The 14,002-nt window shown below is 41.1% G+C and carries 14 protein-coding genes; all 14 read left to right on the top strand.

Annotated features, from left to right (window positions below):
* Positions 1-5: 5 nt before the first annotated feature.
* Positions 6-2,315 (top strand): fimbria/pilus outer membrane usher protein, encoded by a 2,310-nt coding sequence (locus FTT99_RS14165; protein WP_180130754.1) that lies wholly within the window; start codon positions 6-8, stop codon positions 2,313-2,315.
* A 13-nt stretch (positions 2,316-2,328) separates the two neighbouring features.
* Positions 2,329-2,739, top strand: a complete 411-nt coding sequence (locus FTT99_RS14170) for a hypothetical protein (RefSeq protein ID WP_180007213.1) — start codon at positions 2,329-2,331, stop codon at positions 2,737-2,739.
* 475 nt (positions 2,740-3,214) lie between these two features.
* Positions 3,215-3,688 carry a sensor histidine kinase gene (locus tag FTT99_RS14175; protein ID WP_180130752.1) on the top strand — a complete coding sequence of 158 codons (474 nt, stop codon included), beginning with the start codon at positions 3,215-3,217 and terminating at the stop codon, positions 3,686-3,688.
* Positions 3,689-3,807: 119 nt separating this feature from the next.
* Entirely contained in the window at positions 3,808-5,085 is a 1,278-nt protein-coding gene (locus FTT99_RS14180; protein ID WP_373684577.1) for a glycosyltransferase family 4 protein, read from the top strand.
* Between the two features lie 193 nt (positions 5,086-5,278).
* Positions 5,279-5,830, top strand: coding sequence for a phosphatase PAP2 family protein (locus tag FTT99_RS14185; RefSeq protein WP_180130749.1), 552 nt, complete (start codon positions 5,279-5,281; stop codon positions 5,828-5,830).
* Positions 5,831-5,951: 121 nt separating this feature from the next.
* The gene (gene iscX, locus FTT99_RS14190; protein ID WP_078189615.1) at positions 5,952-6,152 is read left to right on the top strand and encodes a Fe-S cluster assembly protein IscX; all 201 of its coding nucleotides are present in this window, start codon (positions 5,952-5,954) and stop codon (positions 6,150-6,152) included.
* 109 nt (positions 6,153-6,261) lie between these two features.
* Positions 6,262-6,693, top strand: coding sequence for a nucleoside-diphosphate kinase (gene ndk / locus FTT99_RS14195; RefSeq protein ID WP_078189614.1), 432 nt, complete (start codon positions 6,262-6,264; stop codon positions 6,691-6,693).
* A 123-nt stretch (positions 6,694-6,816) separates the two neighbouring features.
* Positions 6,817-8,052, top strand: coding sequence for a 23S rRNA (adenine(2503)-C(2))-methyltransferase RlmN (gene rlmN, locus FTT99_RS14200; protein WP_180121602.1), 1,236 nt, complete (start codon positions 6,817-6,819; stop codon positions 8,050-8,052).
* Positions 8,053-8,067: 15 nt separating this feature from the next.
* A complete protein-coding gene (gene pilW / locus FTT99_RS14205) occupies positions 8,068-8,871 on the top strand; it encodes a type IV pilus biogenesis/stability protein PilW (RefSeq protein WP_078189612.1) in 804 nt (267 codons plus the stop codon).
* Positions 8,862-9,656: a RodZ domain-containing protein gene (locus tag FTT99_RS14210; RefSeq protein WP_180130747.1), complete on the top strand. Its 795-nt coding sequence runs from the start codon at positions 8,862-8,864 to the stop codon at positions 9,654-9,656. Before pilW ends, FTT99_RS14210 begins: the two co-directional genes overlap by 10 nt.
* A gap of 23 nt (positions 9,657-9,679) precedes the next feature.
* Positions 9,680-10,801 carry a flavodoxin-dependent (E)-4-hydroxy-3-methylbut-2-enyl-diphosphate synthase gene (ispG, locus tag FTT99_RS14215; protein ID WP_078192661.1) on the top strand — a complete coding sequence of 374 codons (1,122 nt, stop codon included), beginning with the start codon at positions 9,680-9,682 and terminating at the stop codon, positions 10,799-10,801.
* Between the two features lie 3 nt (positions 10,802-10,804).
* Complete coding sequence (gene hisS / locus FTT99_RS14220) at positions 10,805-12,100, top strand: histidine--tRNA ligase (RefSeq protein WP_078189609.1); 1,296 nt, start codon at positions 10,805-10,807, stop codon at positions 12,098-12,100.
* Positions 12,101-12,130: 30 nt separating this feature from the next.
* The gene (locus tag FTT99_RS14225; protein ID WP_078189608.1) at positions 12,131-12,829 is read left to right on the top strand and encodes a tetratricopeptide repeat protein; all 699 of its coding nucleotides are present in this window, start codon (positions 12,131-12,133) and stop codon (positions 12,827-12,829) included.
* Positions 12,826-13,971 (top strand): outer membrane protein assembly factor BamB, encoded by a 1,146-nt coding sequence (bamB, locus tag FTT99_RS14230; protein WP_078189607.1) that lies wholly within the window; start codon positions 12,826-12,828, stop codon positions 13,969-13,971. The genes FTT99_RS14225 and bamB overlap by 4 nt, the downstream gene beginning before the upstream one ends.
* The last annotated feature ends 31 nt before the right edge of the window (positions 13,972-14,002 follow it).

The following is a 14,002-nucleotide window of genomic DNA, read 5'->3' on the forward strand; positions in this document are numbered from 1 at the left end:
TGGCTATGAACAGAATTACATTGCTTCTATATTGTATTTTATGTGCTAATTCTGCTCATGCAGAAGCCGTTGATATGCCTGGTGATTTGTTTCCAACCAGTATTTGGGTAAACGAAGTAGACCGCAAGAGCGAAGTATTATTACTGACTGAAAATAACAAGTTTTATATAGAGTGCGCAGATCTTGATAAGCTGCAAATCAAAGTAGAAATTCTGAAACGACATGCAACTAAAAATTCATTTTGTTTGGTAACGGATCAAGATATTCAGTCTGGATTTGATCCTCAATTGCAAGCCGTCAAAATTAATCTTCCATCAAAATATTTCTTTGGGCTAGAAACTGATACCTTAATCAGCCAGCCGATGCCTGCAAATTTTGGTGCATTTCTTAATTATGAAATGCATTTTGAAAATAATACTCAACATAATAATTTTGGTGTGCTACCTGAACTGGGCGTGTTTAAAGACAATTGGATTTTAAGAAATAATGCCTTTTATCGAAATAATAAAGGTGATGATTATCGTGAAGAAAAATTCGTCAGGTTAAATAGTAGTCTTGAGTTTGATTTTTCTAAAAGTGTGACCAAACTGATTATTGGTGATACGACCTCTGCATATAGTGCATTAATTCATGGTGTGCGATTTGGTGGTTTGAGTTTTGGTACAGACTATACATCACGTCCAGATTTCGTGTATTGGAATATTCCAAGTCTAAAAGGTAGTGCGGTTTTACCTTCGACTGTTGATTTATATATTGATGGCGTAAATATTTATCAGAAAAAGATTTCACCTGGAGATTATAACTTACAAACAGGTGCCAATATTGAAAGTGCCGGTACAGCGCAAATGGTTGTACAAGATGTACTGGGGAATACCACTGTTCGAAGCTTCCCGGTATTAATTAGTAGTAAATTGCTCAAAGAAGATTTAAATGATTACAACATATCATTAGGGAAACTACGCTTCAGTTATGACGAAGAAAATAGTGATTATCGCGATTTTTTTAGTTCAGCCTATTGGCGTAGAGGTGTCACCAGTCGTACCACGTTGGGTGCAAGTGCAACCTATAGTGACAAAGTAAAAAATGCAGGACTGCTATGGACGCAAGCGGTCAATCGATGGTTTGTTTTAGACAGTATTTTTTTAGGCAGTAAAACCGATAATGACGATGGTTATTCTGCAGGTTTGGCTATCAGTCGTAATTTCGGAAAACTCAATTTTGGTGTGAGTTCACGCTACGCTACAAATGATTATCGGGCGTTAGGTTATGAGGATAATCATATTTTCCCAAAATTTGAAAATATGGCGTATTTAAGTTTTGCTAATTTTCCATTCTTTCAAAATTTAAACCTGAACTATATCGAACAAACCCAGTATGAATCTAATGATCCTTTATTTGAATTAGAGGATCGCAAAATGCTCACAGTGGGTGTGAGTCGCGAAATCACACAGAATTTAATGTATACCGCCAATTATTTTAAAGAATTTGGTGATAGCGATGACTCAGGTGCTTTTATTACATTTTCTTATAATTTTGGTGGTGGTAAACGTATTCAGGCTGATGCAGGTACCAATAAATCCGGCGGTGTACGTTTCATCCAAAATGCATTTGGTGAATATGGTGCAAATTATGCGCTAGGTGTGGATTATCGTAATGATGAAACGGTATTAAATGCCTATGGTGGTTTGTCCACTAATGTTGGTGATTTAACCCTAAGTCATCTCTATAGTGAAAATGATTCAACAACACAGGTTGGCTACCGTGGCGCTATGGTGTGGTTGGGTGGTCAATACGCATTGACCAGTTTTGTCGATAATGCTTTTGCTTTAGTGAATGTTGGTGGTCGTGAAGATATTGATGTCATGCGATCAATGTCTCCAGTCGCGAAAACCAATAAAAAAGGCTATGCCTTTGTACACGATATCGTTCCTTATATTAATTACGATATTTCATTCGATGAAAACCAATTGCCGATCGAAAGCAAAGTTCCGAATGCTGCACATCGTTTAGTTGCGTTAAGACAGCGTGGTTATAACATTAATTTTTCAGTATTTGATACACAACAAATATTGGTCAAAATATTGGATGAACAAGGTCATCAATTTGTGGCAGGAAGTGAAGTTGCAATTGATACCCCAGAAGCTGATGTTTATCCAGTGGGTTCAGATGGCACGGTAATGTTATATGGTTTGGTTGAAGGCTACTACAAGTTGACGGTGAGGACCAGTGGTGGTCGATCTTGCCAAACAGCATTAACAGTGCCGAAAAAGGTAGAAAACCAAACTCCTGAATTAATTACATTGCAGTGTAAATAAAGGAGTATTTCCAATGAAAAGTATTTTACTCATCTCAGCAGCGTTATTTAGTTCAATGACATTTGCAGCACCGAGTCGCTGTGAAATGGGACGAATCAGTGAAACCAATATGCGCTTGGCAAATTACTATAATAGTCAAGCGGCGAGTTCATTTAGTGTCGATTGTTCAGGTAAATACCGCATACGCTTTAATAGCCGTAATTTGCAGGATACTTCGGGCAGTAGTTTTGTGACGAATGGCCCGATTAAGCTCAAAACACGGATGACTGTTTCAGGTGCGATGGAAAATCTGTGGAATGTTTCTACCGAGCAAGGCGCTGGCAAAAATAACTATGTGATTGCTGTGCGTTTGGTGGAGCGAGTGAATGCAACGACACCAGCAGGAATCTACCGCGATACAGTCTTTGTAAATATGGTGTTTTGAGTTGCTTAGCGACAAAATTTATTTCAAGCCCAAGGTGATTATATGCGGAGTGCTGATTTCGTTCATACCGCTAGATTGAAGCTTGATGATAGATATTTAGGTGAATCTTGGGCTTTAATCTAAGTAGCTTAATTTTCTGCTATGCATATAAAGTCAGAAATGAAGGAAATTTGATTTCAGCATATGCTTCCCCGAAAACTACTTTGGGTGTGGCGATTTTTTTTGCACTACGCTTGACTAAAAGTGTAAGACGAATTGAAAAATTTAATGGCACTTTGGCCACACTGGTCGCACAAACAAATGAGAGTAAATACACATTTTACACAATCATTATCAGTTGGAAATGGAAAATATTCGCTTGCAAGAGCGTATTCAAATAGCACATGACCTACATGATGGCTCAGCTCGATCATTGCGATTAATGGTATAGGCTGAGCAGAGCGCCAAAGATCTGACCAATCCACAATTTTTATCGATGTTGAAAATTTTAAGAGATGATTTACGACAGATCATTGATAGTGGTCCTAGTTTAGGCACTAAACTACCTGAAACCCCTTTGTTATGGATGGCATCCTTTAGACACCGTTTTAATCAGTTATTTGATGAGCTCGATATACACGCTAAATGGTCAGTTCCTGCAAAATGGGAAGTGGATGTTACCCCATTGGAATGTCTAAGCTTACAGCGTGTAGCTGAAGAAGCATTAACCAATATTGTGAAGCATAGTCATGCGACCGTGGTGCAGATCCGAATTTATTATGAAAACTCGGCGTTGATAATGGAAGTTGAAGACAATGGCGTGGGGGTTGATGTGGATCTGGTCAATCAAGCTGGTTTAAGTGTGGGGCTTCGTAGTATGAGTGGGTGTTTAGAACGGATGAACGCAGATATGCAAATAGCTTCTCGTGTGGGTCAGACGATTTTAAAACTGATTAAAAATTACGGATAAATCATGATTTTGTAGAAGAAATAAGATAATTTCTTTCAATAAACTGTCATCAAATAATCATCAAAATGAAAAAAACTGCTGCTTAAACTGTGACTATACATTTATAAGAAGCATGTAAGATCATGACAGAATCGGCTATCAATTTAAGACGTATGCAGGATGAACCTGCACGCTTTCAATTCCAATTTAAGCATATGCAATCACGAATGGATGTGCAAACGGTCTCAACTTTAATCCGTCCAAGTCTAAAAATCGCCATTGTTACAGATACGTGGGCGCCAGAAATTAATGGTGTTGCATATTCTTTATTGCAGTTGTGTAAAGGTTTGCAGCAACAAGGCCACTCAATTTTTTTAATACGTCCTGAACAGTCTGAAAGTTGTCATGATTTCAGACCTGATCAAGAGTGTTTGGTTCGAGCGCAGTCGATTCCTAAATATTCAGGTTTACAATTTGGCTGGCCGCAACTAATTAAACTGAGTAAAGCTTTAAAAAAAGCCCAAGTCGACATTGTGCATATAGTCACTGAAGGGCCTTTGGGATTTGCTATGCTTCAACTGGCGCGTTCTTTACACATCCCTGTGTCCAGTGGTTTTCATTCGGCCTTTCATGATTTTAGTCGATTCTTTGATTTAGCGTTTTTAATGAAGCCTGTACAACATTATTTACGATGGTTTCATAACAATACTCAACTCACCTGTGTCCCGAGCCAAGATACTGCGGATGCCTTGCATCGATTAGGTTTTAGTTGTCCATTGGTGGTGGTGGGGCGAGGTGTGGACCATAGTCGATTTTCTCCCTCACACTATCAAGCAGAACTGAGACAACAGTGGCAAGCAGATGAACATACCCGCGTGATGCTGTATGTCGGTCGGCTATCTCCTGAAAAAGAAGTAGATGTTTTAATTTCAGCCTATCGTTCGATGTTGGCTATGGATGCACGGACAAAATTGGTCATTGTGGGGGATGGGCCAGATCGTGAACGATTAATGCAACTGGCAAAATCACTAGGTGTTATTTTTATGGGAAGTTTAAGTGGTCAGGCTTTATCTGAAGCCTATGCTAGTGCGGATGTTTTCGTTTTTGCAAGTCAGGTTGAGACCTTTGGTAATGTGGTTTTGGAGGCAATGGCCAGTGGATTGCCGGTGATTGCATATAATGCCGCATGTGCCCAATTGCACGTGAGAAATCAGCAAACGGGATGGTTATGTCATTTATCTCGAACCGATGAATTTATTCGTCTTATGCAACAATTGCCGCAACGCGCCAAATTAAAAACGATGGGCATCGAAGCGGCAAAAGACGCAGCTAAAATCGGATGGCAATATCCTGTACAGCAATTTGAGCACGCGCTATATCGCGTGGTGGATCAAGCCATGATGAGCCAATGGAGCTAGCGCTATTGGTTGTATAGAAAAGTTGAGCATCTTCAAAAATTAATATTCATCGAACTGTCATCAAAGCATCATTGCACTGTCAAAAAGATAACTTAAGCTGAGTCAAACATAGATCTCAACTTGTAAAAATAACAACACAAATCTAGCTCAACCCCAACATAGTCAGGCTTTGACTGTAGATAGGAGATTAGCGATGAATTTTAAAAATGCAAAAACAAGAATGCTGCATCTCGATTTAAAAGGCTGTATTTATCTTAATCATTTTTCACATCAACAAGTTGTGGCTGACATATTTAAAATGGTGAGTCGACTAGGTAATGGTGTGTTTTGGTATGTCATGTTGGCGACGGTCTGGATCGTGCAGGGCATGTCTTACAGTGTACAAATCGTCTATGTATTACTGGGTGGTTTCGTCGGCACCTCGATCTATAAACTCCTCAAAAAGAAAACTGTGCGCCCAAGACCGTACCAAGTGCATCAAGTGATTCGCTTAGGTGAACGCCCTCTAGATCATTTTAGTTTTCCATCGGGGCATACTCTACATGCGGTCATGGCAACAACAGTGCTGGGCTATATTCAACCCATGTTGTTGGTCTTAATGTTGCCCTTTAGCTTATTGGTGGCATTATCCCGCATGATCTTAGGATTGCATTACCCGAGTGATGTTGCCGTCGGTGCTGCAATAGGCGCTGCAGTGGGTGCCGCAATTATTCTCTGTGCACCTCTTTTAGGTTTGGTTTTATAGTTTGATGTGGACATCACAATTGCAAAATCTGGTAATAAAAAAATTAAAAGGGTTTATCACGTCGAATTGCTGAAATTTGTTAAAGTAAGTCATCATTTTATAGACGATGTTAGGAAGACCCATGGGTTTACGCTGGACAGATACCATTGATATCGCAATTGAGCTGTATGAAGCTCACCCTGATGTTGATCCGCAATGGATTCGCTTTACTGACCTACATGCATGGGTATGTGCATTGCCAAATTTCACTGATGACCCAGAAAAGTCGACTGAAGGTCTGCTTGAGGGAATTCAGATGGCCTGGATTGATGAGGCAAGTTAATCCCTACATCGAAAAAAGCAATTTTTTTGTATAGCAAAAGCAGAAAATAGCGCATTATTCGGTATAATGCGGCAAATTTTTCACGTCAAATTGACTTAAGGAGCCTCTCATGGCTATTGAACGTACTTTATCTATCGTTAAACCAGACGCAGTTGCTAAAAACCACATCGGCGACATCTTTGCTCGTTTCGAAAAAGCTGGTCTTCAAATCGTTGCAACTAAAATGAAACACTTGACTCAAGCTGAAGCTGAAGGCTTCTACGCTGAGCACAAAGAACGTGGTTTCTTTGGTGACCTAGTTGCATTCATGACTTCTGGTCCAGTTGTAGTTTCAGTTCTTGAAGGCGAAAACGCAGTTCTTGCTCACCGTGAAATCCTTGGCGCAACTAACCCTAAAGAAGCTGCTCCTGGTACTATCCGTGCAGACTTCGCTGTAAGCATCGACGAAAACGCTGCTCACGGTTCTGACTCTGTAGCATCTGCTGATCGTGAAGTTAACTACTTCTTCGCTCAAACTGAGATCGCTCCACGTACTCGTTAATTCGAAGTATTCAAACCAGATAAGTGGTATACTGCTTGTCTGGTTTTTTTATTCTCTGAATAATTCTTTGCTCAATAACTGAGCTTCTCCTTTGATCTTTAGACATGGTTTAGGTAAATACACATGAGTACTGAAGTAGTCGCTACATCAGTTGTTTCTGATGCACAGCAACAATCTCCATCCGCTCCGACGCAGCAAAATACTGTAGAGAAAGTGAATTTACTGGGCATGTCACGTCCGCAAATGGAAAAATTCTTCGAAGATATGGGGGAGAAAAAGTTCCGTGCTGGGCAGGTGATGAAATGGATTCATCAGTTCTTCGTGACTGATTTTGCTGAAATGACCAATATTTCTGGCAAATTGCGTGAAAAACTAGAAAAGATTTGTGAAATTAAAGCGCCTGAAGTGGTGCATAAAAATTACTCAAAAGACGGTACTCGTAAATGGGTGTTCCGTGTAGGTGAAGGTGCAGGTTCATTGGTTGAAACTGTGCTGATTCCTGCGGAAGATAAAACCGGCGCACGTAAGACCTTGTGTATTTCATCACAAGTGGGCTGTGCTCTGGACTGTTCATTCTGTTCAACTGGTAAACAAGGCTTCCAGCGTGACTTGAGTCAAGCTGAAATTATTGGACAGCTTTGGATGGCAAACTTCTCTTATATGGAAGATGTGCCAGTTGCTGATCGTGAGCGTTCAGTGACCAACGTGGTGATGATGGGTATGGGGGAGCCACTGTTGAACTATGATGCCGTATTGAATTCAATGCGTATCATGCTGGATGACTTTGCGTATGGCATGTCGAAGCGCCGTGTGACTTTATCAACCTCCGGTGTGGTACCTAAAATTGACCAATTGGCACAAGACATTGATGTAGCCTTGGCAATTTCACTCCATGCGCCAAATGATGAACTACGTAACGAACTTGTTCCGATCAATAAAAAATATCCGTTGGAACAGTTGATTGCAGCGTGTCAGCGTTATATCGCCAAAGATGGTAATGAAAGTTCACGTAAACACGTGACCATCGAATACGTGATGTTAGATGGTGTAAATGACCATCCTGAACATGCACAGCAAATGTTAAAGCTGTTGAAAAACCTACCAAGCAAAATTAATTTAATTCCGTTTAACCCGTTCCCGCATGCGCCATACGGTCGTTCAAGCCGTAACCGTATTATTTCTTTCCAAAAAACTTTGTCTGATGCCGGTTTTGTGTGTACGATTCGTCAGACACGTGGTGATGATATCGACGCTGCGTGTGGACAACTCGTGGGGCAAGTTGCTGACCGTACTCGTCGTGCGGAGCAATGGAAAAAGAAAGTTGCGCAGCAAAATGAGATACTGCGCTCACAAGGATAATAAAGAGGCAGCCAATTGAAAAAGTTAACGTATAAGTTCACTTTCGTTTCAGCTTTATGTGCATCGGTTTTGGCATTAACAGCATGTCAAACGCCTGAGATTGGGAAAAAAGACCCAGAGAAAGCCGTAAAAATCAGAACGCAATTGGCTGTTGAACACCTGAAAGCAGGGGATTTGGACTCTGCTAAACGTGCATTAGATCAGGCTTTAGAGGTGGATTCTCGCGATTCCCAAGCCAATATGATGATGGGTGTCTTACTACAACGAGAAGGCAGTCCAGCCAACTTAGAAAAAGCAGATAGTTATTTTAAGCGTGCAATTTCAGCAGACTCAAAAAATTCTCAAGCACGTAACAACTACGGTACGTATTTATACCAAGTTGAGCGCTATAATGATGCGATTGAACAGTTCAGCATCGCAGGTTCAACTTTAGGTTATGATCAACGTTTCAAAGCATTGGAAAATTTAGGTCGAATTTACCTGAAAGTGGGTGATGTGGCGAATGCTGAAAAATCATTCAAACAAGCTTTGCAGGCTAATCGTGATTCCTATGTTTCAATGTTAGAGTTGTCTGAAATCTTTTATTTGAATCAGCAGTTCCCTGCTGCCACACAAATGTATGAACAATTTGTACGTGCAGTAGGACAAAAAAATCAGGGTGCGCGTGCACTCTGGATTGGCATTCGAACAGCGCGTGCCAATGGCGACAATTTGGGTATGCAAGTACTGGTTAACCAGTTACGTGCTTTGTTCCCAGAAAGTCCTGAATACCAACGCTATTTGCAATTACAGTACAGTACTGAGGCCGTATGGAAGTAAATCCTAATTCACCGCAATCGAATGGTTCGAGCGTAGCTCCAAATGCATTAGGAAATGTACAACGCCCAGGTGAGTATTTACGTCAAGTACGTATTACGCAAAAACTGGAACTTGAAGCTGTCGCATCAGAACTCAATATTCCATTAAAAACACTGACTGCACTTGAGCAAGATGATTATAAGTCATTGCCTGAAGCGACCTTTATTAAAGGTTACTACCGCACTTATGCCAAATATTTAAAAGTTGATGCAACCAATATCATTCAACGTTTTGATGATATTTATGCCAACGATACGGGATTGTTGCCAAATCACGCGTTAAACAATTCACCGATTAAAATAATGGGTAAATTACCCGGTTCTAATCGTGACCGTAATCGTAAATGGATCAAACGGGGTCTGATTGCATTGGCGGTGTTGTTGGTCATTGGTGCGATCGTGGCGGCGATTCAGGGCATGACCTCGGGCAGCGATAATGAAGACGCTGTGACCAGTGAAGTCGCTTCAGAAGTTCAAGTCCTCGACATGAATGGCGGGAATGCAACAGTCAGCGGTGATCAATTGACATTGACCTTTAGTAGCCCGACTTCAGTACATATTGTTGATTCGACGGGTAAGGTGTTGGCGACTGGTCGCCAAGCATCGACGCTCAACTTAAACGGTGAAACACCATTCCAAATTCGTTTGGATGATGCAACAGCAGTGTCATTAAGCTTAAATAATGAAAATATTTCATTGTCACCATATACCGTAAACGGCAAAGCAGATTTCCGTTTATCACGTTAAGGGACAACAGAGCAGACTGAACAATGATTGAAAATCCAATTAAGCGCCGTCCAACGCGTAAAATTAAAGTAGGTTCGGTGTATGTCGGTGGTGATGCGCCGATCAGCATCCAAAGTATGACCAATACTGAAACTTGTGATGTCGAAGCGACCGTGGCACAGATTCAGCGCTGTGTAGACGTCGGTGCGGACATCATGCGTGTTTCTGTACCGAGTATGGAAGCTGCTGAAGCTTTTGGTGAAATTCGTAAACGTGTGCAAGTGCCATTGGTTGCCGATATTCACTTTGATTATAAAATTGCTTTACGTGTTGCAGACCTTGGTGCAGATTGTTTGCGTATTAACCCGGGTAATATTGGCTCAGAAGCTAAAATTCGTGAAGTAGTAGCTGCTGCACAACACAATGATATTTCTATGCGTATTGGTGTCAATGCCGGTTCACTGGAAAAAGATATTCAAAAGAAATATGGTGAGCCTACAGGTCAGGCTTTGCTTGAATCTGCAATGCGCCATATTGATATTTTAGACCGTTTAAATTTCCATGAATTTAAAGTGTCAGTCAAAGCATCGAATGTATTCCTGACTATGGATGCTTACCGTTTGTTGTCTAAACAAATTGATAACCCATTACACCTAGGTGTGACTGAAGCAGGTGTCTACCGCACGGGTTCAGTCAAATCTGCTATCGCTTTAGGTGGTTTGTTAATGGAAGGCATTGGTGACACCATGCGTATTTCATTGGCAGCAGAGCCTGAAGAAGAAATCAAAATTGGCTTTGATATTTTAAAATCATTGGGCTTACGTTCAAACGGCATTAACTTTATTGCGTGCCCAAGTTGTTCACGCCAAGAGTTTAATGTCATCAAAGTTATGCAAACATTGGAAGAGCGTTTAGAAGATATTCGTACCCCAATGGATGTATCGGTGATTGGTTGTAAAGTAAATGGTCCGGGCGAAGCCAAAGAAGCCGATATTGGTGTAGTAGGTGCAAGTCCGCGTTCACTGGTGTATCGTAATGGCGAAAAGAGCCATTTAATTGACACAAATCAGTTGGTTGACGAAATCGAAGCGATGGTTCGTCAACGTGTTAGCGATCTTGAAGACGCTAAAGCTAAAGAGATTATTCGCACAAGTTTTTCTGAGTAGATCATGAGTTCAATCGTCGCAATCAAAGGTTTTAATGACATTCTCCCTACGCAAAGTCCTGCATGGAGACGTCTAGAACAGCATCTATCAAGCCTGATGGATGCTTATGGTTATCAGCAAATTCGCTTGCCGATTGTGGAGCAGACTCATCTGTTCAAACGTTCTATTGGTGATGCAACGGATATCGTTGAAAAAGAAATGTACACATTCTTAGACAAAGGTAATCCGCCTGAGTCTTTGACTTTGCGTCCTGAAGGAACAGCAGGGTGTGTGCGTGCAATGCTTGAACATAACTTACTTCGTGGTGCTACACCGCGTGTATGGTATGTCGGCCCAATGTTCCGCTATGAAAAACCACAAAAAGGTCGCTACCGTCAGTTCCATCAATTTGGCGTAGAAACTTTTGGTGTTGCAACACCAGATCAAGATGCAGAATTGATTTTAATGACTGCACGTTTGTGGAAACGCATGGGCGTTGCAGATAAAGTTCAATTAGAACTCAATACTTTAGGTGAGTCTGATGAACGTGCAGCTTATCGTGCAGCATTGGTTGAATTCTTAGAGTCACATAAAAATGACTTAGATGAAGATTCACAGCGTCGTCTAACCACGAATCCACTGCGTATTTTGGATTCTAAAGATGCAAAAACACAAAGCATTTTGGAAAATGCGCCAAAACTTCACGACTTTATGGGTGAAGAAACGTTGGCTCACTTTGCTCAATTACAGCAGTATTTGACTGATGCTGGTATTGGTTTTGTGATCAATCAAAAATTGGTTCGTGGTCTCGACTACTACAACAAAACGGTCTTTGAATGGACAACTACACACTTAGGTTCTCAAGGAACGGTATGTGCTGGTGGTCGTTATGACGGTTTAGTCGGTCAGCTTAAAGGTAAAGCAGACCAGTCTGTGCCTGCTGTTGGTTTTGCAATGGGTATGGAGCGTTTGCTTCTTCTCCTTGAACAAGTGGAAGACAATACCCCAGTGCGTGACTGTGAGCTATTCTTGGTTTCAGATCCTGCAACTCAAGGTAAAGCGTTGGTGCTTGCTGAACAAATACGTGATCAACTTGAAGCAGCGGGTAGTAACATTCGCTTAAAAGTTGGTTCACAAGGTTCAATGAAATCGCAAATGAAAAAAGCTGACCAATCGGGTGCTTTATTTGCTGTGATTTACGGTGAACGTGAGCAAGCAGCAGGGCAAGTGCTGGTAAAAGAGCTAGCGATTGCAGAACAACACGAAGTGAATGTGGCAGACTTTGTTGCCTTCATTATCGAAAAAATTTCTTCAAAATAATCCCTATAACATAAGGAAAAAGGTAATTTCATGAGCGCATTGAGTGAAGAAGAACAACTTGATAATTTAAAATCGTTTGCTAAAAAATATGGCTCTGCCATTGTTAGCGGCATTTTAATTGCGTTGATTGCCTTTTTCGGATGGGAATACTGGCAGAAGAAAACTTTGGCTGAATCGCAAATGCAAACAGCCAAAGTACAGCAGTTAATGGATGATGCTCAGTCGGCGACTGGCGACGCTTTTACACAACTTTCTGCGACTGCAGATAAAATTGTAAAAGAAGCGCCAGATTCGCCACAAGCCATTCAAACTCAGTTGCTTATGGCAAAATTGGCGTATGATAAAGCGGATTATGCCAACGCTGAAAAAGCTTTGAAAAAAGTTGAAAATTCAAAAGTTGACGATGCAGGCTTAGTTCAATTGGTGAAATTACGTTTGGCGTATGCACAATTGGCACAAAAGAAATTTGATGAAGCACTAAAAACTTTAGAAGCGGTTAAAGAACCTGCTTTTCAAGCAACTGCAGATGAAGCCCGTGGCGATGTCTATGTTGCAAAAAATGATATCGAAAATGCAAAGAAAGTTTATCAAAGTGCATGGGATGCTTTAGTTGAGCGACAAGAAGAACGTCAAATTTTACAAATTAAACTCGAAAGTGTAGGCGTTTTAGTTGATGATCCTGAAATTGAACGTCCGATTATAGATACACAAGTGGAAGCAACTGAATGAATAGAAAATACAAAATTACCTGTGCGCTGACAGTTTTAACACTTGCTTTGGCTGGTTGTGCAAATAAAGGAAAAGTAGAAAAAGTAAAACCAAATCCTTTACCAAAATTGGAACAGGCAAAAACTTTAGCACCTGTATTTTCAAACAGTGTGGCTTCAACTGAAGAAGCAGATCCACTGCGTTTACGTATGGATGCAGATAATGGCGTTGTTTTTAGCGTAAATCCTAATGGTGAAGTTCAAGCCTACAAAGGCAAAGAGCGTTTATGGCAGAAGAAAATCTCTAAACAAGGTTTGACTGCAGGTGTAGAAGCAGCTGACGGAATTGTGGTTGTTGGTAATGCAAAAGGTCAATTATTTGCATTAGATCAGGCAACAGGTGAACAAAAGTGGACTGCGCAATTAACCGGCGCGTTACTTTCACCGTCGTTGATTCAAGCAGGTCGCGTTATTTCAGTTACCAATGATGGTACGGTATACGCAAACGATGTGGCAACGGGCCAACAAACTTGGACCTATAACTTGCCAAATGTGCAGTTTAGTTTACGTGGTATGGCAGCACCGGTATCACTCGATGCGCGTCATGTTCTCATCGCTTCTTCAAATGCCTATATCTATGTGATTGATGCATTGAGCGGTATTCCGAAAATGCAGCGTCGTGTTGCAGTGTCAGACGGTCGTTCAGATGTACAACGTCTCATTGATATTGACGGTGAACCGACTGTAGCAGGTCAATTTTTAATTACCACCAGTTACCAAGGCCAAGTGACAGCGCTTGATCTTGCCTCACAACAAGTGATCTGGAGCAATGATGCGAGCAGCATTCAGCGTCCTGAAGTTGCGGGCAATGGTGTCTTTGTGACACAAACTGATGGTAAAATTGTGGCTTATGAAATTACCACTGGTCAAACATTGTGGGAAAATGACCAATTGCTTAATCGTAATTTGAGTAACCCAGTGATGTTAGGTCAAGACCTTGTGGTTGGTGATCTGGATGGTGTACTTCACTTAATCAACCCAGCGACAGGCGAGTTGGTTGGTCGTTCTAAAACTAGTGGTGAAGTACGTTCACTACGTGTAATTGACAACCAATTATATGTGTCGACACGTAAGGGTGCATTAAGCATTTGGCAGAACCGTTAATTTTTCTGCGGCTTATGTTAAAATAAGCCAA

This window comes from Acinetobacter sp. YH12040 (genome assembly GCF_013420005.1).
GTDB lineage: Bacteria > Pseudomonadota > Gammaproteobacteria > Pseudomonadales > Moraxellaceae > Acinetobacter > Acinetobacter amyesii.